The organism is Euzebyales bacterium, assembly GCA_036374135.1.
In the GTDB taxonomy this organism is placed as follows: Bacteria; Actinomycetota; Nitriliruptoria; order Euzebyales; family JAHELV01; genus JAHELV01.
Genome location: DASUUK010000003.1, coordinates 1 through 21,205 on the forward strand (window position 1 = coordinate 1; position 21,205 = coordinate 21,205).

General features: G+C 71.2%; 27 protein-coding genes. 14 read left to right on the top strand and 13 right to left on the bottom strand.

Going from position 1 to position 21,205, the window contains the following annotated elements; all coding sequences use genetic code 11:
- Positions 1–693 (bottom strand): hypothetical protein (locus VFZ70_00200; GenBank protein ID HEX6254205.1); only part of this gene is annotated, 693 nt, incomplete at its 3' end.
- Positions 694–903: 210 nt separating this feature from the next.
- On the opposite strand from VFZ70_00200, the gene VFZ70_00205 reads away from it, so the two are divergent.
- Entirely contained in the window at positions 904–1,353 is a 450-nt protein-coding gene (locus VFZ70_00205; GenBank protein ID HEX6254206.1) for a hypothetical protein, read from the top strand.
- A 163-nt stretch (positions 1,354–1,516) separates the two neighbouring features.
- Here the strand turns inward: VFZ70_00205 and VFZ70_00210 are convergent, their stop codons facing one another.
- Positions 1,517–2,482 carry an alpha/beta hydrolase gene (locus tag VFZ70_00210; GenBank protein ID HEX6254207.1) on the bottom strand — a complete coding sequence of 322 codons (966 nt, stop codon included), beginning with the start codon at positions 2,480–2,482 and terminating at the stop codon, positions 1,517–1,519.
- Positions 2,483–2,623: 141 nt separating this feature from the next.
- On the opposite strand from VFZ70_00210, the gene VFZ70_00215 reads away from it, so the two are divergent.
- The 8 genes from VFZ70_00215 (at position 2,624) to VFZ70_00250 (ending at position 7,408) form a co-directional block, all read left to right on the top strand.
- Positions 2,624–2,806: a CsbD family protein gene (locus VFZ70_00215; protein HEX6254208.1), complete on the top strand. Its 183-nt coding sequence runs from the start codon at positions 2,624–2,626 to the stop codon at positions 2,804–2,806.
- Between the two features lie 9 nt (positions 2,807–2,815).
- Positions 2,816–3,334: a 2'-5' RNA ligase family protein gene (locus VFZ70_00220; protein ID HEX6254209.1), complete on the top strand. Its 519-nt coding sequence runs from the start codon at positions 2,816–2,818 to the stop codon at positions 3,332–3,334.
- Positions 3,331–3,846, top strand: coding sequence for an AAA family ATPase (locus VFZ70_00225; protein HEX6254210.1), 516 nt, complete (start codon positions 3,331–3,333; stop codon positions 3,844–3,846). Before VFZ70_00220 ends, VFZ70_00225 begins: the two co-directional genes overlap by 4 nt.
- Positions 3,847–3,865: 19 nt before the next feature.
- Positions 3,866–4,585: a haloacid dehalogenase type II gene (locus tag VFZ70_00230; protein HEX6254211.1), complete on the top strand. Its 720-nt coding sequence runs from the start codon at positions 3,866–3,868 to the stop codon at positions 4,583–4,585.
- A 202-nt stretch (positions 4,586–4,787) separates the two neighbouring features.
- Positions 4,788–6,407 carry a molybdopterin-dependent oxidoreductase gene (locus tag VFZ70_00235; GenBank protein HEX6254212.1) on the top strand — a complete coding sequence of 540 codons (1,620 nt, stop codon included), beginning with the start codon at positions 4,788–4,790 and terminating at the stop codon, positions 6,405–6,407.
- A gap of 4 nt (positions 6,408–6,411) precedes the next feature.
- Positions 6,412–6,597, top strand: a complete 186-nt coding sequence (locus VFZ70_00240; protein HEX6254213.1) for a hypothetical protein — start codon at positions 6,412–6,414, stop codon at positions 6,595–6,597.
- A 74-nt stretch (positions 6,598–6,671) separates the two neighbouring features.
- Entirely contained in the window at positions 6,672–6,794 is a 123-nt protein-coding gene (locus VFZ70_00245; protein HEX6254214.1) for a hypothetical protein, read from the top strand.
- A complete protein-coding gene (locus tag VFZ70_00250; protein HEX6254215.1) occupies positions 6,791–7,408 on the top strand; it encodes an MBL fold metallo-hydrolase in 618 nt (205 codons plus the stop codon). The genes VFZ70_00245 and VFZ70_00250 overlap by 4 nt, the downstream gene beginning before the upstream one ends.
- 101 nt (positions 7,409–7,509) lie before the next feature.
- On the opposite strand, the gene VFZ70_00255 is transcribed toward VFZ70_00250, so the two are convergent.
- On the bottom strand, positions 7,510–8,127 hold the full coding sequence (locus tag VFZ70_00255; protein ID HEX6254216.1) for an alpha-ketoglutarate-dependent dioxygenase AlkB: 618 nt from the start codon (positions 8,125–8,127) through the stop codon (positions 7,510–7,512).
- A 60-nt stretch (positions 8,128–8,187) separates the two neighbouring features.
- Here VFZ70_00255 and VFZ70_00260 point away from each other — a divergent pair, with 60 nt between their 5' ends.
- Entirely contained in the window at positions 8,188–8,826 is a 639-nt protein-coding gene (locus tag VFZ70_00260; protein ID HEX6254217.1) for a VOC family protein, read from the top strand.
- A gap of 60 nt (positions 8,827–8,886) precedes the next feature.
- Here the strand turns inward: VFZ70_00260 and VFZ70_00265 are convergent, their stop codons facing one another.
- From VFZ70_00265 to VFZ70_00285, 5 genes are all read right to left on the bottom strand, one after another.
- Entirely contained in the window at positions 8,887–9,186 is a 300-nt protein-coding gene (locus VFZ70_00265) for an antibiotic biosynthesis monooxygenase (GenBank protein HEX6254218.1), read from the bottom strand.
- An 84-nt stretch (positions 9,187–9,270) separates the two neighbouring features.
- Positions 9,271–9,471, bottom strand: a complete 201-nt coding sequence (locus tag VFZ70_00270) for a hypothetical protein (GenBank protein ID HEX6254219.1) — start codon at positions 9,469–9,471, stop codon at positions 9,271–9,273.
- 67 nt (positions 9,472–9,538) lie between these two features.
- Positions 9,539–10,654, bottom strand: coding sequence for an acetamidase/formamidase family protein (locus VFZ70_00275; GenBank protein HEX6254220.1), 1,116 nt, complete (start codon positions 10,652–10,654; stop codon positions 9,539–9,541).
- A 154-nt stretch (positions 10,655–10,808) separates the two neighbouring features.
- Entirely contained in the window at positions 10,809–11,231 is a 423-nt protein-coding gene (locus tag VFZ70_00280; protein ID HEX6254221.1) for a hypothetical protein, read from the bottom strand.
- A gap of 124 nt (positions 11,232–11,355) precedes the next feature.
- Positions 11,356–12,612 (bottom strand): cysteine desulfurase-like protein, encoded by a 1,257-nt coding sequence (locus tag VFZ70_00285; protein ID HEX6254222.1) that lies wholly within the window; start codon positions 12,610–12,612, stop codon positions 11,356–11,358.
- Between the two features lie 87 nt (positions 12,613–12,699).
- On the opposite strand from VFZ70_00285, the gene VFZ70_00290 reads away from it, so the two are divergent.
- The gene (locus VFZ70_00290) at positions 12,700–13,218 is read left to right on the top strand and encodes a VOC family protein (GenBank protein ID HEX6254223.1); all 519 of its coding nucleotides are present in this window, start codon (positions 12,700–12,702) and stop codon (positions 13,216–13,218) included.
- 20 nt (positions 13,219–13,238) lie between these two features.
- On the opposite strand, the gene VFZ70_00295 is transcribed toward VFZ70_00290, so the two are convergent.
- Positions 13,239–14,231, bottom strand: a complete 993-nt coding sequence (locus tag VFZ70_00295; protein ID HEX6254224.1) for a branched-chain amino acid aminotransferase — start codon at positions 14,229–14,231, stop codon at positions 13,239–13,241.
- Between the two features lie 173 nt (positions 14,232–14,404).
- Here VFZ70_00295 and VFZ70_00300 point away from each other — a divergent pair, with 173 nt between their 5' ends.
- Positions 14,405–15,235, top strand: coding sequence for a hypothetical protein (locus VFZ70_00300; GenBank protein HEX6254225.1), 831 nt, complete (start codon positions 14,405–14,407; stop codon positions 15,233–15,235).
- Positions 15,236–15,345: 110 nt separating this feature from the next.
- Here the strand turns inward: VFZ70_00300 and VFZ70_00305 are convergent, their stop codons facing one another.
- Complete coding sequence (locus tag VFZ70_00305) at positions 15,346–16,053, bottom strand: histidine phosphatase family protein (GenBank protein HEX6254226.1); 708 nt, start codon at positions 16,051–16,053, stop codon at positions 15,346–15,348.
- A gap of 71 nt (positions 16,054–16,124) precedes the next feature.
- Between VFZ70_00305 and VFZ70_00310 the strand changes: the two genes are divergently transcribed.
- Positions 16,125–17,021 (top strand): hypothetical protein, encoded by an 897-nt coding sequence (locus tag VFZ70_00310; GenBank protein HEX6254227.1) that lies wholly within the window; start codon positions 16,125–16,127, stop codon positions 17,019–17,021.
- A gap of 34 nt (positions 17,022–17,055) precedes the next feature.
- Here VFZ70_00310 and VFZ70_00315 read toward each other — a convergent pair whose 3' ends face one another.
- From VFZ70_00315 to VFZ70_00325, 3 genes are all read right to left on the bottom strand, one after another.
- On the bottom strand, positions 17,056–17,508 hold the full coding sequence (locus VFZ70_00315) for a universal stress protein (protein ID HEX6254228.1): 453 nt from the start codon (positions 17,506–17,508) through the stop codon (positions 17,056–17,058).
- Position 17,509: 1 nt separating this feature from the next.
- Complete coding sequence (locus tag VFZ70_00320; GenBank protein HEX6254229.1) at positions 17,510–17,965, bottom strand: methylglyoxal synthase; 456 nt, start codon at positions 17,963–17,965, stop codon at positions 17,510–17,512.
- A 341-nt stretch (positions 17,966–18,306) separates the two neighbouring features.
- Complete coding sequence (locus VFZ70_00325; GenBank protein HEX6254230.1) at positions 18,307–19,776, bottom strand: alkaline phosphatase PhoX; 1,470 nt, start codon at positions 19,774–19,776, stop codon at positions 18,307–18,309.
- A gap of 137 nt (positions 19,777–19,913) precedes the next feature.
- Here VFZ70_00325 and VFZ70_00330 point away from each other — a divergent pair, with 137 nt between their 5' ends.
- On the top strand, positions 19,914–21,191 hold the full coding sequence (locus VFZ70_00330; GenBank protein HEX6254231.1) for an endonuclease/exonuclease/phosphatase family protein: 1,278 nt from the start codon (positions 19,914–19,916) through the stop codon (positions 21,189–21,191).
- Positions 21,192–21,205 lie beyond the last annotated feature (14 nt).

Consider the following 21,205-nt stretch of genomic DNA (forward strand, 5'->3'; position numbering starts at 1 on the left):
GAACGCCTCGTAGCCGTCCACGGCGTCCCGAGCGAGGTCGGGCGGGACGCAGCTGGGCGGGGCGGGGCCCTGCGCCGGGCCGCGCAGGTAGGGCGGCTCGTCGGGCGGCGGAGGAACACGCCCGCTGCCGTCACGCAGCGGTACGCGGATGCGGGTGACGATCCATCCGCTGTCGCGCTGCTCGACGGTCGCCGTGACGGGTTGCCGCCAGCCCGTCGCCTCGGTGACCACCCGGTCGGGGTCGTCGGCGTCGACCTGCTCCAGCGCGTTGAGCGCGCAGTCGGTGACCGTCGCCGTCGCCCCGTCGTAGCGGACGTCCTCAGGCGTCGCAGACGGCTCGAGCGATCCCGTGACGACCACGCCGTCCCGCGAGTTCGCACGCAGCCTGCGCCGCACGTGGTTCAGCGCCTGATCGGCCGCGACGTCCGCCAGCGCGACGGCATCGGCATCGCCCGCCGCCAGGGCCCCGACCGACGCCGTCGTGTAGCGCTCGTACGCGGCCAGGGCCGCGTCCGTGGGCGTCGCGGGCAGCCTATCTGCCACGGCGGACTCGGACCCGGACGCCTGCGTGGAAGTCGTGCCGGAGGCCGGCGACGCCTCGGACGTGGTGGCGAGATCCGCACCCGTGCACGCAGCCACGGCGGCCACCAGTGCCATGGCCAGCACGGCGTCGACACCTCGACGCATCGTCACGACCCCCGTCCCCCTGGGCCTCCGGACCCGATCTCCGGTGCACGTCATAGCATGTCGACCCACCACGCCTCCCCTGTCCGAGGGGGCACGGCCTGGACACGGCGTCACTGGGCGAGTGCCCGCGGCACCCTCGAGCGCCGATACGGCACACGGACAGCCACCCACCGCGGCTACGCTGAGGGCGACGCATCGCTGGCATCGAGGAGTGGCATGGCACAGCCACCTGTCGCGTTCCCGTTCGCGGACTTCCTGATCAACCCGCAGACCAGCTGGACCCGGTTCTTCAACCCGCAGCTGTTCATCAGCGTCAACAGCAGCGACGCCCCGATCGAGAACCACGTGCTGTCGCGCGTGGGCAGCTACGGCAAGCAGTTGGGCACCATGCTCGACGCGGTCGAGGTCCTGGCGGCCCGGCTGTCGACCGATGAGCTCACGTCATCCGAGCGGGCGGCGATCGACGCGCTGACCGAACTCCGCGACGACGTCGAGGACGCGAAGGCCGAGTTCCGGGGTGAGCCGGCACCGGCGACACTGTCCCGGAGCGACGTCGACCGCATGCTGGACCGGCTCGATGACCTGCGGCGCGCAGACCCCCGCGCGCACCGGACGTTGACCGACCAACTGCGCCGCGGCCTCGACGCCCAGCCGCCGGGCGATTGACGCGTACCGGCCCCAGCCGCCGGTCAACCACCACCGCGCCCACCGCAGGCGCACCACGCGCCTTCGCCGAGGGACCGAGCGCCTCGTGCGCCGCGCGAACGATCACACGGTCGCGTCGATGTCCTGGCACATCTCGACCGAGCGCCGTGCGCCCCGCGACCGATCACAGGGTCGCGTCGATCTCCTGGCACATCTCGGCAAGTGCCTGACGCGCCGCGGCCGCCAGCCCGGGGAACGACATGAAGCCGTGGCACATGCCGGCGTAGTCGGTGTAGCGGGCCGGTGTACCCTCAGCTCGGAGGCGGTCGGCGTACCGTCGTCCCTCGTCACGCAACGGATCGTGTTCCGCGGTGATGACCAGCGCGGGCGGCAGGTCGGCCAGGCTCGCGGCGTGCAGTGGCGAGATCCGCGGGTCGTACGGATCGACGGCGTCCTCCGTGTAGTGCCGGAGGTAGGCGATCCGGTCCGCGACCGGCAGCATCGGCGCGTCGTCGAGGTCGGTCCGCGGCCGTGTCTCCTGCGTCACGTCGACGGTCGGGTACAGCAGGATCTGCAACGCGATCGACGGACCCGCCCGGTCCCGAGCCATCTGGCAGACCACGGCCGCGAGGTTGCCGCCGGCGCTCGAGCCCAGCAGCGCGAGGCGCGACGGATCCCCTCCGAGCTCGTCACCGTGCTCGGCGATCCATGACACGGCCGCGTAGGCATCGTCCACTGCGGTGGGAAACCGGTGCTCGGGCGCCAGTCGATAGCCCGCCGAGACGACCAGCACCTGCGAGTGACGCGCGATCTGGCTGCACATCCACGTCGACTGCGCCACGTTGCCGACGACCCAGCCGCCGCCGTGGAGAAAGACCACGATCGGCGGGTCGGTGACACCGACTGGCGCATACGTCCGCAGCGGGATCGACCAGCCGGACCGCTCGATGCGACGATCGGCCACCGACACGCCGCGGGCACGCCCTCCGAACACCAACCGGGCGAGCGGGTTGCCCGGCAGCGTGCGCGCACGCTCCCGTTGCAGCTCGGCCGGCGTCAGGGCGTCGACGGGGCGAACGACGCGACGCAAGACCGCGTCCAGCGCACGCAGCCGCACGTCGGCGCGGTCGGTCAGAGATCGGTCGCTCACCGGACCGAGTATGCGCGCACGCCCCTCGGCGTACGCGTCGCAGCGCACACGGCCGGACGTACGGCCGTACCGCGCGCCGATCCACGACGCATGTCACCCATGCCGGTGGGAAAGGTGTCGGCGACCACCGAAGGAGCAGTGATGAGCGATCACACCAGCGAAGACGTGAAGGGCCGCGCGAAGGAGGCCACAGGCGCGATCACCGGCGACAAGAAGCTCAAGCGGGAGGGCAAGGTCGACCAGGCGAGCGCGTCGGTCAAGGAGAAGATCAGCGACGCCGCCGACGCGGCAAAGGACGCCGTCAACCCTGACCGGACCAGCTGACACGCGGCGATGGCCGGCCTCAGCGCACTTCAGCTCATGGTGCCGGCCGCCGATCCCCTCCTGGCCGACCTCCGCCCGCGGTTGCCAGCGGGAGCAACGGTCCTGGATCCCGGCCACATCTCGTTCGGGTACCCGTGGCTGGACCCTGATGTGGCCCGGTCGGTGATCGACGACGTGGCGGCAGCGCTTGCCGCTGAGCTGCCCTTCGACATCGAACTGGGAGGCCCGGAGCGGTTTCCCGCCGACGCCCGCGACCGCACCACCGTCTACCTGGCCCCCGATCCGAAGGCGGCACTCCATGCGCTGGCCTCGGTGATCGCTGACGCCTCTGACCACGCGATCGACGACTTCACGCCCCACTGCAGCCTCGTCCGGCTCCCCGCCGGTGTCGACCCTGGGCCGCTCGAGGTCCTCCTTCGCCCGCACCTGCCGGTCCACGCACGCCTCGACACGGTGGCCTTCCAGGTGGAGACCGACGGCCGGTGGACGACCGAACGCAGGATGCACCTCGGACGGCCCGCGCCGTGACGCCGCAGGTGTTCGTCGCCGTGGGCGGCATGCCGGCCTCGGGCAAGTCGACGGTGGCCGCGCTGCTCGCCCCGGCCCTCGGTCTGCCGCTGCTCGCCAAGGACACGATCAAGCACGGGCTGATGGACGCGCTCGGCGACCCCATCGAGATTGAACGGTCCCGGGAGCTGGGGCGCGCGGCCGTCTACGCCATGCTCGCGGTGGCTGCCGCCAACACCGGCGCCGTGCTCGACAGCACGTGGTACCCCTACGCCGAGCCGCTGCTGCGCGCGCTGCCATCGCCGGTGGTGCAGGTCCGCTGCCGATGCTCCGTCGAGGTCGCCCGCCGCCGTCATCGTGCGCGCATGCCCACCCGACGCACCGGTGACCTGCAGGCGATTCGTCCGGACGACGAGCTGTGGTCTGATGTGCACCGCACCCCGCTGGCTGTCGGACCGGTGGTGGACGTCGACACCGAACGCTCCGTCGACGCCGAGACGCTGGCGGCGGACGTGCTCGCGTGGCTGGGCTGACCGCACGGAGGGAGCAGCGATGGTGGCCGACCGGTTCGACGACGTGGCAGCGCTCTCCTTCGACTGCTACGGCACGCTGATCGACTGGGAGACGGGCATCACCCGCGCGCTGCAGCCGTGGATCGAGCGACATGATCCGGCGGTGTCGCGGGACCAGGTGCTCGCCGCGTTCTCGGCCAACGAGACGACGGTGCAGGGCGAGATGCCCGGTGCACGCTACCCGGTCGTGCTCGCGGAGGTCATGCGTCGCATCGGCGGCCGACTGGGGGCCCCGGTGTCGGACGCGGAGGCCGATGCCTTCGGCGGCTCGGTCGTCGACTGGCCCGCGTTCGGTGACTCGACCGACGCGCTCCGGCGGTTGTCCACGCGCTTCTCGCTGATCATCCTGTCCAACGTCGATCGCGCGTCGTTCGCGCACTCGAACGAACGTCTCGGTGTGACGTTCGACCGCATCGTCACCGCCGAGGACGTGGGGTCCTACAAGCCGGCGCCCGCGAACTTCGCGGCGCTGCTCGCCGCGGTCGAGGGCCTCGGCCTCGAGCGCCACCAGCTGGTCCACGTCGCCGAGAGCCTGTACCACGACCACCAGCCGGCGAAGGTCGTGGGGCTGCGGACGGTGTGGATCCACCGCCGCCACGCGCAGGCGGGGTTCGGCGCGACACCAGAGCCGCTCGGTGATGTGACACCCGACTGGCGGTTCACGTCGATGGCCGAGTTCGCCGACGCCGCCGGCGTCTGAGTCGCGCCGCAACATTCGCGAAACAGACTTCCGTGGTCGTCGGCGATGCAGCAGATTGGGTGGTGCGCTCCCCGACGGAGCCACCGCGCGGCGACCCGGTGACGGGCATCGCACCCGGTGATGGTCACCGCGGTGACCGTGCCACCGTCGGTGACGACACCCCCGTGGCCGGCGGCACTCCCGCCGACCACCATGGAAGCTGATGGCCACCCTCACCCGACCTGACACCAGCGAGCGGTCGGCAGCGCCGCCGCCGACGGTGTACGCCGCGCTCGCCGGCGTGATCGCGGCGGGCGCCGCGCTGGCGGCGGGCGAGCTCGTCGCGGCGGCGGTGCCGGGCGCTCGCGCACCGGTCACGTCGATCGGGGCGGTGGTGATCGATCTCGCACCACCCGCGCTGAAGGACGCCGCGGTCGCGGTCCTCGGCACGGCCGACAAGCCCGTGCTGATCGCCTCGGTCGTGCTCGTGCTGGCGGGAGTCGCGGCGATGACCGGCGTGCTGGCCGTCCGGCGGTGGTGGACGGGCGTCGCCGGTGTCGTCGCACTGGGCCTGGTCGGGGTCGGCGCGGCGATCGCCGACGCCGGCGCGGCCGGTCCGGGTGCCGTGCTGCCCGCCGTCGGCGCGACCGTTGCCGGCATCATCGCGCTCCGGCTGCTGATCGCACCGCTCACGGTCAAGGACGCCGCCGCTGCCGGTGCGAGCCGCGCTGACGCCTCGTCCGCCGAGTCGACGGGCGTGCCGGACACCGGCGTCGACCGACGCGCCTTCCTCGGCGCGGCGGCCGCGGTGGGAGCGGTCGCCGTCGTCGCAGGCGCCGCGGGCCGGTGGCTCACGAGCCGGGCCGCAGCAATCAGCGAGTACGCGCGCGCCGTGCTGCCACAACCCGACGACCCGCTGCCACCGGCGCCAGCGGCGGCCTCGTTGGACGTCGAGGGCATCTCGCCGTTGGTCACACCCAACGAGACCTTCTACCGCATCGACACGGCGCTGCGGGTCCCGACCGTGAGCGTCGACGACTGGACGCTGCGGATCACGGGCATGGTCGACGCGCCACGCGAGCTCACCATCGACGATCTGCTGGCCTATGAGATCGTGGAGGCGGACGTCACGCTCGCCTGTGTGTCCAACGAGGTCGGCGGCGACCTGGTCGGCAACGCCCGCTGGCGTGGTGTGCGCCTGGCCGACGTGCTGGCCGACGCCGGGGTGCGGCCGCAGGCGGACCAACTCGTGGGACGCGCCGTCGACGGCTTCACGACCGGGTCGCCGTTGGACGTCGTGCTGGACGGGCGGTCATCGTTGATCGCGGTCGGCATGAACGGCGAACCCCTCCCGCGCGCCCACGGGTTTCCAGCGCGCCTCGTCGTCCCAGGGCTGTACGGCTACGTGTCCGCCACGAAGTGGCTCAGCGAGCTGGAGCTGACGACCTTCGACGCGTTCGACGCCTACTGGATCCCCCGCGGGTGGGCCGAGCGTGCGCCGATCAAGACGCAGTCACGCATCGACGTCCCGCGGCCCGGCGCGACCGTGGTGGCGGGGCGGGTGGCGGTCGCCGGCGTCGCGTGGGCACAGACACGGGGGATCACACGGGTCGAGGTGCAGGTCGACGACGGCGAATGGCGTGAGGCGCGGCTGGCCGACGAGTTGAGCGTCGACTCGTGGCGCCAATGGGTCCACACGTGGGACGCGACCCCCGGCGACCACACGTTGCGGGTCCGCGCCACGGACGGCGACGGCCGGACGCAGACCGCGGACCGCGTCCCGCCACGGCCGGACGGCGCGACCGGCCACCACAGCGTCAGCGTCGCCGTCACCGAGGCTTGACAGCGTGTCCACTGCGGTCGCCGTGGCGGCCGAGGACGGCACCTTCGAGATCTGCGCACCGCTCGGAGTCGGCGATCGACTCGACGGCGTCTGGCGGCGCAACCGCGCAGCGCAACACAGGACGAGTACGGCCGGGCTCGAGCGCAAGCGCCCCGCCGAACGCTGGCCGGGCGTGCGCGTCGCGGGCTGACCGGGCTCGGCGTCGCGGTCGCCGGTCACCCACTACGATCACCGCGACGACGACCGCAACAGGAGGATCACCGCATGACCACGACGGCACGGGGGGTGGTGGCGCGGACCGAGGGTGAGCCCGTCACCGTCGAGGAGGTCATCGTGCCCGATTCCGGGTCGGGGGAGGCACTCGTCCGCTCGGTGGTGGTCTGGTGACGGTCGAGCACCTCACGACCGACGGCGAGTTCACCCTCGACGGGCAGTCGTTCCACGTGACCAACAACGTCTGGCTCGTCGGCGACGACGACGAGGTCATCGTCATCGACGCCGCGCACGATGCCGCGAGGATCTCGGAGGCGGTCGGTGGACGACGCGTGCCGATGATCGTGTGCACCCACGGCCACAACGATCACATCAACGCGGCGGTCGACGTCGCCGATCTGGTGGGTGCGCCGATCGCGCTGCATCCCAACGACCGCATGCTCTGGGACGCCGTGCACCCGCACAGGGCGCCCGATCTCGACCTCGCCGACGGTCAGGTCATCTCGGTCGGCGGCACCCATCTGACGGTGCTGCACACGCCCGGCCACTCGCCCGGATCGGTGTGCCTGCACGGCGACGGGATCCTGTTCTCGGGGGACACCCTGTTCCAGGGTGGACCCGGCGCCACGGGGCGCTCCTACTCGGACTTCGACACGATCATCGCCTCGATCCGCGACCGCCTGCTCACGCTGCCGCAGGACACGGTGGTCCACACGGGCCACGGCGACAGGACGACGATCGGTGAGGAGTCCGGCTCACTGCCGGAGTGGATCGAGCGCGGTCACTGATCTGCGAGGGCTGCCGGGCGGCCGTCCTGCACGCACAATCACATGTCGTACGCGCGCCTGCAATTCGCAGACCCTGGTTCCGCGAAAGACGCGGCGGGCGGCTATCGGCGCTCTCTGAACATCAGGGCGATGCGGGGACCGGCGGAGGCGACCTTGGGCACGGCGTGCTCGCAGGTGCGTTGGCACGACCCGCCCATGACGAGCAGGTCGCCGCGTCCGACCGACCACGACAGGCTGGACCCGCCACCGCGCGGGCGGATGCGGAACGGGCGCGGCTCGCCCAGTGAGACGATCGCCACGGTCGCCTGTGGCAGGTCGCGGACGATCCGGTCGCCGTGCCAGGTCACGCTGTCACGACCGTCGCGGTACAGGTTGCAGCTGATGCGGTCGAGTCGGACGCCGTAGCGGGCACTGAGCGCATCCGACAGCTCGCCGACGAGATCGAGCCCATCGGGCAGCGATCCCCGGTCGACGGTCGCGACCAGGCGCGGCCGCGGGACGTCCATGCCGCGGATGCGTTCGGTCCCGCTGTGCCACGGCAGGTGGCGCTCCGCCGCCGTGTACAGCCGGTCGGCACCGCGCACCCATCCCGGCAGCCGGTCGACCCACGCCCCGTCGTGCAGGTGGTACCGGCGCATGCCTGCGAAGTCGGCCGCGAAGGTCGGCGCGTCGTCAACCGTGTCGAGCAGCGATCCCTGGAACGTCAAGGTGTCGGTCATGCCGACCACTCTAGTCGAACGCATGTTCGATGATCAACGTCCATCTAGACTGCGACGCGCATGCTGGCCATCGACCACGCGATCATCGCGGTGAACGACCCGGCGTCGTGGGCCGCGCGCGTGCGCGCCCGCGCCGGTCTGACGGCGGTTCCGGGTGGCCGGCACGTGGGCACCGGCACGGGCAACTGGATCGTGCCGCTCGGGGACGCGTACCTCGAGCTGATGACCGTGGTGGACGATGCGGAAGCGCAGGACAGCCCGCTGGGTCGGTGGGTGATCGAACAGACCCGCCACGGGGACCGGCTCGCGGCCCTGTGCCTGCGCACCGACGCGATCGACGAGATCGCCGATCGACTCGGTCTCACACCGGAAGCGATGGCGCGACGCACCGAGGACGACGTCGAGCTGCGGTGGCGCCTGGTCGGCCTCGACGCCGCGCTGTCCGGCCACCAGCTGCCGTTCTTCATCCAGTGGGACACCGACGATGGTCGGCACCCCGGCCGGATGCCGGCCGAGCACGTCAACGCGCCGAGCGGCATCCCGTGGATCGAGTTCGGCGGCGATCAGCAACGGCTCGCGCGCTGGCTGGGCGAGCACGCGCTGCCGATCCGGTGCGTCGAGGAGCCGCCGGGACCGCGTACGGTGGCCGTGGCCACCGCGCAGCGGTTGGTCCGCATCACGACCACGGGCATCACCTGACGAACCGTCGCCGTCGTGACTGACGACGGCGACGGGTCCCGGCGTGACGTCCTACCGGTCCTAGGGGGTCTTGGACGCCAGCACGTCAGCGCGGTTGATCTCCGGCGGTGCGCTGAGCAGGCGGTCGGCGTTGTCCATCAGCGCGCCCGCGATGGGTCCTTCGAGGTGGGCGTTGCGCTGGGCCTCGCCAGGGAACGCATCGACGATCCAGAACGTCGATGTGTCGGTGCGCAACGCGAACCACACGGGCGTGCCCTCCTCCTGGTTCGCCAGGTCGACAGCGCCACGCAGGAACTCGGCGACCTCGTCCTCGAGTCCCTCGCGCGCGGTCAGCTTGACGACGAGTGCGACGGTGTTCATGGGCTCCTCCACATGGTCACGCCCCCGTGCACCCGACCATAGGTGACGCGACGCGAGAGCGGGAGGGATCCTCGCCGCGGCCGCTCAGCCGCCCGTCGGGGCGCCCCCGGCGTCGGGCGGCAGCGCGGTCGCGTACTCCTCGTCGTCATGCAAGGGGTTGTCGTCACCGCTGATCTCGGAGAACAACTCGATGTCGCGGTGGCTGACCGTGCGGCTCATGCTTGCCGTCTGTCCGACGACCGGCACACCGCCGGGCCTGACGTCTGTCACGGTGGTCTCGGACATGGACGCTCCTGACGTTCGCCCGTCCGGTCGCCGGTCACGTGAGGATCTCGCGGCCGGCGGAGTCCGTCTAGACGAAGATGTCGGTCGGCAGCAGCGCCGTCACGACCATGTTCGGCACGTCGGGCAGTGCCGCGATGCGCAGGTCGACCGCGACGCTGCAGAGCGCGTAGGCCTGCTGGCGGTCGAAGCCGCGCTCGGTGGTCAGGTGGTCGATCATCTCGCGCAGCGCCTCGCGGGTGGCGACCGTGACGTCCTCGGAGTGGTTCACGCCGTCGGCGTCGATGGACAGCCCGGTCGTCGCGTAGAACGCCCGCGGCGCTGCGATCTCCGGTGCGACCCAGTAGTCGGATCGCTCGAACCGCAGCCGCCGACGGTCGTGCCGCGCCGCCTCGCCCTTGCGGACATCGAATCGGAACGTGAACGTCGCCCGCATCTCGATGGCCGTGCCACAGCTCTCGTTGTCACCCTGGGCGTAGTGGGCGTCGCCACCCGAGAACAGCGCACCGTCGGTCCACACCGGGATGTACAGCCGCGCGCCGACGCCGCACTGGCGGATGTCGACGTTGCCGGCATTCTCACGCGGCGGGATCGTGCGCAGCGCGTCGTTGGCGATCGCCGGATCGTCGGGCACGGCACCGGCCGGATCGGGGGGGAGCACCATGCCGCCCCGCTCGAGGAGGTCCTGTTCGCGGGCGGTGATCTGTGCCATCAGGTCACGCGAGGGCGCGACACCGAACGTGCCCAGGAACGGCGCGGCCGGGATCCGGACACCCGGCAGGTCCTCGGACGTCGCGAACCCGGAGGCGAGATCCCACCGGATGAGGTGCGGCTCGGGAAAGTCCTCGCGGAGGAACCCGAAGCCCGGGATCTGCACCGTGAACCCGAAGTCGGCCGGGGTCACGTCCACGACGTCGACGACCAGCAGGTCGCCTGGCTCAGCGCCCTCGACGTACACCGGCCCCGTCAGCGGATGCACCGGCCCGAGGTCAGCGTTGGCCACGTCGTCAACGGTCGCGTCACTGGTGATCTGGCCGTCCAGCGCGTCGCGCGTGTCCATGACGACCTCATCGCCAGGATCGCAGCGGACCGCCGGTGGGACGTCCGGATGCCAGCGGTTGTGTCCAGTCGCGGGCTGCCCCGCCAGCGGCACCGCGTAGTCGGCACGGATCTCGTGTGTGGCCATGACAACCTCCGAGCGCACGCGGCGTCGGACGCAACGTACCCCGGCACGGGCCCCGACGCGACAGAAGACCCGGGCAGGATCCCGGCCCGATCGGGAGCCTGCCCCCGTGACGACGGGAACACCGAGCCCGGATGGTCGCTCCGACATCGATCACTCACAGGACCAACCATGACAGACCCAACGGACAGCACGCTCCGCAGCGACGCACGGTCGCGGACCGCGACGGCCCGTCCCCGGGGGCGGGGCCGCCCAGCAGCCGTCGTCGGCGCATCGCCTTCCATGTGTGGCAACCCTGACGTCGCTGTGGGTGCTCGCCCTGGGCGTGTTCGGACTGCTCGAGGTCGTGATGATGTGGCTGCCCCATTACACGCTCGTCGCGGCGGTCGGCGCTGAGAATCTGCCCGCCGACATCAAGGCCCACCGGGGTCACTTCAACACCCTGGGCATCATCACGTGGACGCTCGTCACGGCGGTGCTCGTGCAGCTGCGCAAGCCAGAGCGGCGCGTGGCGGCCATGTCGCAGGCGCTGGGCATCGTCATGGCGGGCACGGTGCTCTGTGTCGAACATCTTCACCACGTGGCAGGTCACCGACAGGGCCCAGGCGATCGTCAAGGCGCGCGAAGCCGGTCTGGGGCGCCGGGTCGGCGACGGGCGCGCATCGGACTGATGCGACACCGATCGCATGTGAACGCCCGAGGAGCTACGGCGGTGCCGGGTCCGCCAACGCCTCCAGTGCGGCGAGCACGCGATCGACGTCGTCGGTGCCGTGGTAGTGGACGAAGCCGATCCGCACCGCGCCGCCGCTGTCGAGCAGGTCCAGCCGACGCATCGGCTCGACGGCGTAGTAGTGGCCCGCATAGGTCGCGATGCCGTCGGCCGCCAGCCGGCGCGCCACGTCGTCGGGCGTGCGATCCTCGACGGTCACCGCGAACGTCGGCGTGCGGCCGTCGACGGTCGCCGGGCCGTGCAACGTGACGTGCGGAAGGTCCGCGAGCCCCGCCAGGAACCGGTCGGTCAGCACGCGCTCGTGCGCGGCGATCGCGTCCATGCCGATCTCCTCGATGTAGGCCAGCGCCGCACCGACGCCGGCGATCGCCTCGAACGCCGCGGTGCCCTGCTGCCAGCGCTCGGGACCGCTGTCGGGCGCCGGTCGGACCTTGCGTGGTGTCCAGCGTGCCAGGAGCTCGGGGTCCGCCGACAACACACCGGCGTGCGGACCGAAGTACTTGTAGGGCGAGCTCACGACCACATCGATGCCGGCCGCGCGCTGGTCGATCGCGACGTGCGGGGCGGCGTGGACGGCATCGGCGAACGTGACCGCACCGACCGAGCGTGCAGCCGACACGAACGGCGCGGGATCGACGACGGTGCCCAGCGCGTTCGATGCCAACGGGAAGGCGACCAGCCGCGTGCGGTCGCCGACGCGCAGCGTGGCGAGGTCCAGCGTCCCCGTGCCGGGATCGAGGTCGACCCAGTCGATCTCCGCGCCGGTGCGCCGCGCCAGGTGCAGCCACGGCGAGACGTTGGCGTCGTGGTCCAGCCGGGTGCACACGATGCGATCGTCGATGGTGATCTCGTCGGCCAGCGCATCGGCCAGGTGCATGGTGAGCGCGGTCATGCTGGGCCCGAACACGATGCCGTCGGACCAGCCGCCGACGACGGCGGAGGCGGACGCGCGCACGTCGGCGCACAGGGCGTCGGTCGCCCGCGAACGGGCGAACACGCCGTGGGCGTTGGCGTTGCCGGCCCGCAGGTAGGCGGCGATCGCGTCGATGACCTGCTGCGGGACCTGCGTGCCGCCGGGTGCGTCGGCGTGCACGACGGGCCGACCGTCGGGCGCGGTCGCACGCAGCGCCGGAAAGCGGGCGCGGACCGCATCGAGCGGGAACGTCGGTGGCGTCGAGTCGATGGTGGCGTCGGTGCGGTCGTCCGGGCGGCGGTCGTCGCGGTTCGTCATCGGTCCATCCTTGCACCCACGCACGCATCGAGTCGCTGGAGCGGTACAATGCGGACCGCAGTCCGCTTACGGTCCGAGGAGTTCGCGATGGGCATCACCCGCCTCAACCACGCTGTGCTGTACGTCAGCGACGTCGAACGCAGCGTGGCCTTCTACTCCGAGGTGCTCGGCTTCACACGCGTCGACATCGACATCCCGGGCATGGCGGCGGCGTTCATGCAGGCGCCCGGCTCGAACAACGACCACGACCTCGGGCTGTTCCAGATCGGCGCATCCGCCGGTGCGTCCCAGGCGGGGCGGTCCACCGTCGGCCTGTACCACCTGGCCTGGGAGGTCGACACGCTGGCCGCGATGCGCGAGCTCGCCGGGCGCCTGCAGGCCAACGGCGCCCTGGCCGGCGCCTCGGACCACGGGTCGACCAAGAGCCTGTACGGGCGCGATCCCGACGGCCTGGAGTTCGAGATCGCGTGGATCATCCCGGCCGGGATGCTCGATGAGCAGGCACTGGCAGCGCGGACGCGGATCGGCCGTCTGGACCTGGACCGCGAGATCGAGCGCTACGGGGCCGACACACCGGGCGGCATCGGCATCTCCCAGCCCGCCTGACCGCGCCCGAGGGGCGTGCGTCAGACCTGGGTCGTCCAGCCCCAGCGGTCGGGCGTCTCGCCCCGCTGCACGGCGAGCAGCGTCTCACGCAGCTTGCCGGTGTTGGGTCCGGGTGAACCGTCGCCGACGGTGATCTGCTGCCCCTCGTGGATCAGCGTTCCGATGGGCGCGAGCACGGCCGCTGTGCCCGACAGGGCCATCTCGACCTGAGGGGCGCGTTCGACGATCTCGTCGACGGTGACATCACGTTCCTCGACGTCGTAGCCCTGCTCGCGGGCGATCGTGAGGACCGAGTCGCGGGTCACGCCGTGCAGGAACGACCCGTCGAGGCCGCGGGTCACGATGCAGTGGCCGTCGATCATCAGGAAGTTCGCGGCCCCGGTCTCCTGGACGAGCCCGCCCGGCGAGAACAGCACCTGGTCGGCGCCGTGCTCCCGCGCGGCGCGACGCGTGATGCCCAGCGCCATCGCATAGTTGGCGCCGGTCTTGACCTGTCCGAACTGCGGGGTGGTCCGCGGCAACTCGGTCTCGATCATGACCGTCAGGGTGCGCGAGGTGTCGAAGTAGTCGCCGACCGGTGACGAGATGACATACAGCAGCGCGGTCCGCGACGGGCGTGCGGCGGCGCCGATGTTCGGTTCGGTGCCGATCAGCACCGGCCGCAGGTACAGCGCGCCGGGTGGCTCCGGGACGTCGTCGCGGTTGGCGACCACGACGTCCCGGATCATCTCGGTCAGCAGATCCACCGGCGGCTCCGGCAGGCACAGCAGTTCGGCGCTGATGCGCATGCGTTCCACGTGGCGGTCGAGTCGGAAGATGCGCTCGACGCCGTCGGTACCACGGTGTGCCTTGAGGCCTTCGAAGCAGGCGCTGCCATAGTGGAGGACGTGCGACGCAGGCGTCAGCGGGAGGCTGTCGGCGGATACCACCTCGTGGTCCTCGAAGCGGTCCGCTTCATAGACGCTGACCGCCATGCGGGCCGAGATCACCGATCCGAACGGCTTGCTGGCCATCGCGCTTCCTCCCTGGCACCGCCCTGCTCCGTGCTCCTAGCATCGCAAATTCTGCACCGGCGCGCTGCCCGAGGTCACAGGGTCGGACCATGCGCCGATCACGGGTGCGCCTCGCCTCGCCGGTCTGCGGCGACCGCTGCTCTACGCTGACGCCGACCAGGAGGGTGATGTCCGTGCGACGGTCAGCAGCACCGTGGGCGCGCCGGCGTGGAAGCCGCGCCCTGCCCGCGTTGGTGGCGGCAACGATCCTGGGGGTGTTGCTCGCGGCGTGCGGTGACGGCGCGGCCTCCACGATCGAGACCGCCGGGAGCCCGGGCACGACCGTCGACGAAGCCACCGAACCGGCCGGCGACGCGTCTGCGGCCCCGACGGAGCCCACAAGCGCAGCCGAGCCGACGAGCGCGGCCGATCCCGCTCCGCAGGACACGGAACCAGCGGCGTCGGTCGACAATATCGACGATCTGCAGGAAGCTGCGCTCACGCCCGCAGACCTGCCGGACCCCGAAGCCGGTTTCAAGTGGGCCGTGCGGCGCGACGCCACCGCGCGGCGCCGGTCGTCCCAGTTGTTCGATCCGTGCCAGCCGACCGAGTATCCGACGGACCCGCAGCGCACCGAGGTCCGTGTTGTCGATCTGCAGGTGCAGGAGCCCAGCGGCGCCGCGCCCGAGACGGCGAGCGTGCGTCAGAACCTGGCGCGGTACGCGTCAGCCGATGTCGCCGACGAGGCGTTGGCCGGGTTCCGCCGCGTGGCCACCGAGTGCGCGACGTCGACCGGAGACGACGGCACGCAGCTCACGACCGAGATCCTCGATGACGCCGACGGGCGGCTGCTGCTGCAGACAACGCCCCAGATCGGGCTGTTCACGTCCTACACCGTCGTCGAGCAGCGCGGCGACGTGGTGACGCTCGTGTCCTACGTCCCCGGAGAGGTCCGGGACGACGATGCCGGCGCACGCGAGGTCGCCGACGCCGTGAGCGCGGCACTGGACGCCGCCACGAGCTGACCGGCGACATGATCGCCGACGCTCCGCGCACGGGCGCGGGAAGGTGGCCGCAGGTAGCACGATCAGGCTGTGGATCGCGGGATCCGGGCCGAACGGCGGGGCCGCCGACCTCAGGTCAGTGGTTGCGGGGGACGGTCGAGATCGGTGTGCAGGTGGCCGGTGTCGTTGAACCGGCGCACGATCCACCGGTCGTCGGGCAGCACGACCAGATGCGTCAGGGAACCGTTGTCGGCCCCGACGAACGCGAACGGCGTGCTGCCGGTCGCGAGGTGCACGATCATCCCGATGATGCCGCCGTGCGTGAAGGCCACGACCCGCTCGTCCGGATGATGGGCCGCGATCCGCCCGATCGCGGCGCTGACGCGTTTGCGCAGCGCGTCCATCGGTTCGCTGCCCGGGATGGGGTCCCAGCGCTGCTGCTCCCACATCTCGACCGCGATCGGGTGCCGTTCACGGATGTGCTTGCGGAACGCGGCGCCCTCCCACTCGCCCAGATACACCTCACGCAGGTCCGCTTCGACGGTCGGGGTGATGCCGGTCCGCGCGGCCAGTGGCGCTGCCGTCTGCACCGTCCGGCGCAGCGTGGTGACGTAGATCGCGGTCACGTCCTCGTCCGCGAGCCGGGCGGCGACCAACTCCGCCTCCTGCGTGCCGCGGGGGTCGAGGTCGGGATCGGCGTGCCCGTCGACCTGCACGATCGGGACGCCGACGCGGGCGGGAGCCGACTCGCCGTGCCGGATCAGGAGCAGATCCGTCGCGCCAGGCGGAAGCTGGAAGCGGTGCTGGCGGTACTCGGTCTGTTCGTCGTCGGACGGCATGACCGCCACCGTAGACGCAGGGTTGCTCCACACGTGGGCCACGTCCGATGATCTGAGCGGAGGAGGTCGCGTTGGCCAACAGGCACGCCGGGCGGATCGCCGACATACACAAGCACCTCATGCTCGCTGCCCTGCTGGCGGCCGACCGCCCGATCCTGTACGCGGAGACACACGCCGGCAACGCCGTGTACCCGGAGCAGGCGGGCATGGCGGGTGGTGTGGCAACGCCCCGTGATCCTGTCGCCGAACGCGTGTACGGCGTCGCCCGCTTCCTCGATGCGCTCGCCGACGACCCGGCGCTGCGCGGCAGCGCGTACGCCGCCGTGCTCGGCGACCACGTCACCGGTTCGGCCACGATCCCCGGATCGCCGGCGGTTGCGATGGCTGTCCTGCGGAAGCACGCGACCTACCTGCTGTGCGACATCGACCCGGACAGCACCGCCGACATCGAGCGGTGGGCGGTGACCACGGGCCTCGGCGACCGGGTGGCGACCGTGACAGCCGATGGGCTGCGGGCGGTTGGCCGACGGGTCCTGGGTGACGCTGCCGATCCCGCGACGACGTTCGTCCACGTCGACCCGTACGACCCGTTCGAGGCCCGCGAGGGCGGCGTCTCCGCCGTCGATCTGACCCGGACGATGATGGGTCAAGGCGTGGCCGTCATGTACTGGTTCGGCTTCGACGCGCCGCATGAGCGGATGTGGGCGGTCGATGCGCTGGCTGGTGCCGCACCGCTGTGGTGCGGCATGCTCACGGTCACCGACGACGCTGGCGGCACACGCGACGACGGCGACCTCGGCGCCGCCACCACGCCGGGCGTCGGCAGCGGCGTCGTGTGCGCCAACGTCCCGGCGGAGGCGACCGCCCGGTGCGCGTTGCTCAGCCGTGCGCTGGCGGACGCGTACGCGGGGGTCCCGCTGCCGTCGGGGACGCCGGGCGGCCTGTCGTTCGAGGTCGTGCAGGCCTGAGGGTGGAGGTGGCGCTGGCGGACGTGATCGGAGATCAGGCCGCGGCGGTGGCGGATCCGTCGAACTGCGCGGGCACGACGATCAGCGGCGTCGACGAGATCCGCGCGAGACGCTCGGCGAGCGAGCGGCGAAGCGCAGGACGCGTGCCTGCGGCCGCGAGGATCACGGCCGAGTGGTGCCGGTCGGCGTAGGCGCTGAGTGCCGACGCCGCGTCGTCGGCCGGCACCGTGATGGCGGCTGTCGGGACGCCCGCGTCGCGCACCGGTTCGGCGAGCAGGTCGACGTACGCCTCGGCCGCATCTGCAGGCGTGATCTCCTCGCCGGCGGCGAAGTCGGCGAGGCGCGCCGTCACCTTCGGCGTGTGGGGAAGGACCAACGCGAGCGACACGCCGGTGGTCGTCGCGACGCGCGCGGCGACGTCGACGACCTCGCGGTCGCGGGCCGAGCCGTCCAGCGCGACGAGGACGTGGGACATCGTCGCGGCCATGTCAACCCACCAACTGCAGGCGCTCGTTGTGCCCGGCGTAGTCGGGCACGCGCCGCGCGTACTCGCTCGCCAGCAACGGCGACGACACGAGGAAGTCGGCCGACGCCCGGTTGCAGGCCACCGGGATGTTCCACACCACGCCGATGCGCAGCAGCGCTTTGACGTCGGGATCGTGCGGCTGGGCCTCGAGGGGATCCCAGAAGAAGACCATGGCGTCGATCTCGCCCTCGGAGATCCGGGCGCCGATCTGCATGTCACCGCCGAGCGGTCCGCTCTGCAGCCGCTCGACCGGAAGGCCCAGTTCGTGCTCGAGGATGTTGCCGGTCGTGCCGGTCGCGACCAGGTGGTGGTCGGCGAGTGCGTGGCGGTTGTACTCCGCCCACTCGACGAGGTCGGTCTTGCAGTTGTCGTGTGCGACGAGCGCGATGGTCTTGCGTCCGGTCAGGACGTCCGTCATCGGCTCCTCCTTGTCTCTCGTGCAGTCCAGCACGCCCGCGCGCGGGTTCGCGTCAACGGGTGGCTGGCGGTCGGCTCCGGTGGGTTCTCACCGGAGGGGGTCGTGCTCCCGGAACCACAGCTAGCACCGCACGGGCGGCTGCGGGTTACATCTCGATGAGCACTTGGTCGCCGGGACGTAACACGATCGGCGACCCACGTCCCAACGCGGCCGGCGCGGCAGGCATTCCACAAGGGTCGCCCGACATCGGGTGGTACCAGGTGGGCGCCGTTCCCGCCACCACACGGCGATGTCGCTGCGCGTGTCGTGGCGGGCGCGGACCCTGTCTCCGCGGAAAGGCGCTAGAAGCCACCGCCTCCCCAGGGACCCCAGATGGCGAACGTCAGCCCGCTGCTCGCCTGGATGTTGCAGAACAGGGTCTCATGGTCGGGACTGAACGTCGCGCCGGCGAACTCGTCGTCGGTCCGGCCGGCGATGTTGTTCTTGGCGAAGTCGAAGATCTGACCCTGCCGTGTCAGCCCGCGCAGGAAGTTGCCTTCGTCACCGTCCTCACAGATCACGAGGGTGCCGGTCCTGCTGGTCGCGATGTTGTCGGGGAAGTCGAGCACGTCCCGGGAAGGCGATTCGTACAGCAGGTAGAGCTGCTCACGCGTCGTGTGGTACGCCCAGATCTGTCCGCGTCCGGCTCCGAACCCCGACGGATCCTCGTCACCCGGTGGTGTCTCGCCACCCTGGGTCGACGTGAAGTACACGACCGGGCCGGCCATGGCCGCACCCTCGAGCCTCGAAAAGATCGCACCACCACGTGCGCGGCCCTGGTCGCCGACCGCGACGATCGCCTCGTCGTTCGTGAACCCGTCCACATCGGGATCGGGATCGTCGATGTCAACCCATTCGACCGGGTAGCTCGACCCCACCTCCGGGGCCGGAGCGGTCACACCGGACAGGTCGAGGTTCGGCTGCCCGGCGACGGCCAGCATCTGCAACCGCCCGCCGTCGTCGAGGCGCCCCCGCTTCATCGGGTCGGTCGGTGGCAGGTAGCGGTAGAAGCCGGACGGGAAGTTGAAGTTGTCCTCGGTCTCGTACACCGCGTTGGTCCGGCGGTCGTACTCCGCGGCCTCGTGGGCGAACCGGCCCGCGTTGCGGATCGGCTCGCGGTGCCCGCGCTCACCGGCCGGCACCTCGAACAGGTAGCCGTGCTTCTGGGTGAGCAGCGAGTTGTCCTGCCCGGTGAAGTCGTTGCCGACGTCGGGCCCGTTGACGGTCTCTTCGCACGTGACCCAACTGCCCCACGGCATCGGGCCGCCCGAGCAGTTCATCTGCGTGCCGTTGAGGCTGACGAAGCTGCGCTCGACGTTGCCGCGGCCGTCGACGAAGACGGTCGTCGTGCCGCCACCCGCCGCAGGATCGTAGGCGGTCGACGGATCACCGAACGCACCGACGGGACCGTTGACCTCGTGGTTGCGCACGAGCACCGACCGACCGCGCTGGTGACCCCGCTGCACCGGACGCACGTCATCGCCGAACGCGGCCATGCCGTCGTGGCGACCGGGAATCACCGTGCCATCGGTGAGGGTGTCGCCGGTCGGGTCGAACGAGCGGTAGCTGAAGCCCTCGGGCAGCAGCAGGCGCTCCACGCCGTCGCGCAGATCGGCGACCGGTGTCAGCGGACCGTAGCCCAACTGGCGGCTTTCGCCCGGTGCGGCGCGAGCCGCCGAGGCGAAGAATCCCTGGAACGGTCCGGCCATCAGGCCGGCTCCGGTGACGGCAGCGCCCTGCCGCAGGAACGTGCGCCGATCTACATCTGTCATCGTCTCACCTTCGCTCAGACTGGCTGGAGCGTACTCAACGGGCGACTGTCGCACGATGGCCATTCGACGGCGTGAGTGGCGCCTGCCCTGTTCATGCTGTTTCATGCACGTGCCGCAACGCGTAGAAAGGGCGGCAGATGAGCAGCAGTCGACTGCAGCGTGCACTCGCGACCACACTGGCGGTGGTCATGGCGTTGGCGGTGGCCGCTCCGGCCGCCGCCGGTCCCGGGCGCGACGATGCGCCCGGACGGCAGACGCTGCGCGCCGCGACCTTCAACGCGTCGCTCAACCGGTTCAACCAGGGCGATCTGGCCGACGATCTGTCGACGCCCGACGATCCGCAGGCGCAACGCATCGCCGAGATCATCCAGCGTGTCCGTCCCGACGTGCTGCTCATCAACGAGTTCGACTACGACCCCTCGGCCGTCGACCTGTTCCGTGACAACTACCTGGAGGTCGCACAGGACGGGGCGGAGCCCATCACCTACCCGTACGCGTTCATCGACGAGTCCAACACCGGCGTCCTGCCCGACACCGAGGTCGACTTCGACGAGAATGGTGTGTTCGCCCTGCCCGGCGACGCATTCGGCTTCGGGTTCTTCCCCGGCCAGTTCGGGATGCTGGTGCTGTCGCGGTACCCGATCGCGACCGACGAGGTGCGCACGTTCCAGACGTTCCTGTGGCGTGACATGCCCGGCGCGTTGCTGCCGGACGACCCCGACACGCCTGAGGAGCCTGGCGACTACTACACCGACGCCGAGCTCGACGTGTTCCGCCTGAGCTCCAAGAGCCACTGGGACGTGCCGATCGAGGTCGGACGCTCGACGGTGCACATGCTGGCCGCCCACCCGACGCCGCCGGTGTTCGACGATCCGGTCATCGATCAGAACGGGCTGCGCAACCACGACGAGATCCGGTTCTGGGCGGACTACGTCCACCCGGGCCGCGGCGGCTACATCTACGACGACGACGGGGAGACCGGCGGTCTGGACCCCGGCGAGCCATTCGTCATCGTCGGCGACTACAACGCCGATCCGTTCGACGGTGACAGCGTGGACGGCGCCGCGAACCAACTGCTCGACAGCCCGCGGGTCAACGACCGGATCGTGCCCTCGAGCGCGGGTGCCGCGACGGACTCGATCGAGGACGGTGGCGTGAACGTCGATCACGAGGGCGACCCCGCCAACGACACGGCCGACTTCAGCGACGCCCCGCCGTTCGGAGCGGGCAACCTGCGCGTCGACTACGTGCTGCCGAGCCGGCAGCTGACCATCCGCGACAGCGGCGTGTTCTGGCCGACGGAGGACGATCCGTTGTTCCGCCTGGTCGGCGACGATGACCCTGACGCCGGGGTCCCTCTCAGCTCGGACCATCGCCTGGTGTGGATCGACGTCAAAGTCCCCGGACGCAACTGACGAGCGAGGCCTGT

Excerpts from the sequence above, each read along its gene's own strand:
- VFZ70_00205 (HEX6254206.1), top strand. The coding sequence starts at position 904 with ATGGCACAGCCACCTGTCGCGTTCCCGTTCGCGGACTTCCTGATCAAC.
- VFZ70_00215 (HEX6254208.1), top strand. The coding sequence starts at position 2,624 with ATGAGCGATCACACCAGCGAAGACGTGAAGGGCCGCGCGAAGGAGGCC.
- VFZ70_00220 (HEX6254209.1), top strand. The coding sequence starts at position 2,816 with ATGGCCGGCCTCAGCGCACTTCAGCTCATGGTGCCGGCCGCCGATCCC.
- VFZ70_00230 (HEX6254211.1), top strand. The coding sequence starts at position 3,866 with ATGGTGGCCGACCGGTTCGACGACGTGGCAGCGCTCTCCTTCGACTGC.
- VFZ70_00235 (HEX6254212.1), top strand. The coding sequence starts at position 4,788 with ATGGCCACCCTCACCCGACCTGACACCAGCGAGCGGTCGGCAGCGCCG.
- VFZ70_00245 (HEX6254214.1), top strand. The coding sequence starts at position 6,672 with ATGACCACGACGGCACGGGGGGTGGTGGCGCGGACCGAGGGTGAGCCC.
- VFZ70_00255 (HEX6254216.1), bottom strand. The coding sequence starts at position 8,127 with ATGACCGACACCTTGACGTTCCAGGGATCGCTGCTCGACACGGTTGAC.
- VFZ70_00260 (HEX6254217.1), top strand. The coding sequence starts at position 8,188 with ATGCTGGCCATCGACCACGCGATCATCGCGGTGAACGACCCGGCGTCG.
- VFZ70_00265 (HEX6254218.1), bottom strand. The coding sequence starts at position 9,186 with ATGAACACCGTCGCACTCGTCGTCAAGCTGACCGCGCGCGAGGGACTC.
- VFZ70_00270 (HEX6254219.1), bottom strand. The coding sequence starts at position 9,471 with ATGTCCGAGACCACCGTGACAGACGTCAGGCCCGGCGGTGTGCCGGTC.
- VFZ70_00275 (HEX6254220.1), bottom strand. The coding sequence starts at position 10,654 with ATGGCCACACACGAGATCCGTGCCGACTACGCGGTGCCGCTGGCGGGG.
- VFZ70_00285 (HEX6254222.1), bottom strand. The coding sequence starts at position 12,612 with ATGACGAACCGCGACGACCGCCGCCCGGACGACCGCACCGACGCCACC.
- VFZ70_00290 (HEX6254223.1), top strand. The coding sequence starts at position 12,700 with ATGGGCATCACCCGCCTCAACCACGCTGTGCTGTACGTCAGCGACGTC.
- VFZ70_00295 (HEX6254224.1), bottom strand. The coding sequence starts at position 14,231 with ATGGCCAGCAAGCCGTTCGGATCGGTGATCTCGGCCCGCATGGCGGTC.
- VFZ70_00305 (HEX6254226.1), bottom strand. The coding sequence starts at position 16,053 with ATGCCGTCCGACGACGAACAGACCGAGTACCGCCAGCACCGCTTCCAG.
- VFZ70_00315 (HEX6254228.1), bottom strand. The coding sequence starts at position 17,508 with ATGGCCGCGACGATGTCCCACGTCCTCGTCGCGCTGGACGGCTCGGCC.
- VFZ70_00320 (HEX6254229.1), bottom strand. The coding sequence starts at position 17,965 with ATGACGGACGTCCTGACCGGACGCAAGACCATCGCGCTCGTCGCACAC.
- VFZ70_00325 (HEX6254230.1), bottom strand. The coding sequence starts at position 19,776 with ATGACAGATGTAGATCGGCGCACGTTCCTGCGGCAGGGCGCTGCCGTC.
- VFZ70_00330 (HEX6254231.1), top strand. The coding sequence starts at position 19,914 with ATGAGCAGCAGTCGACTGCAGCGTGCACTCGCGACCACACTGGCGGTG.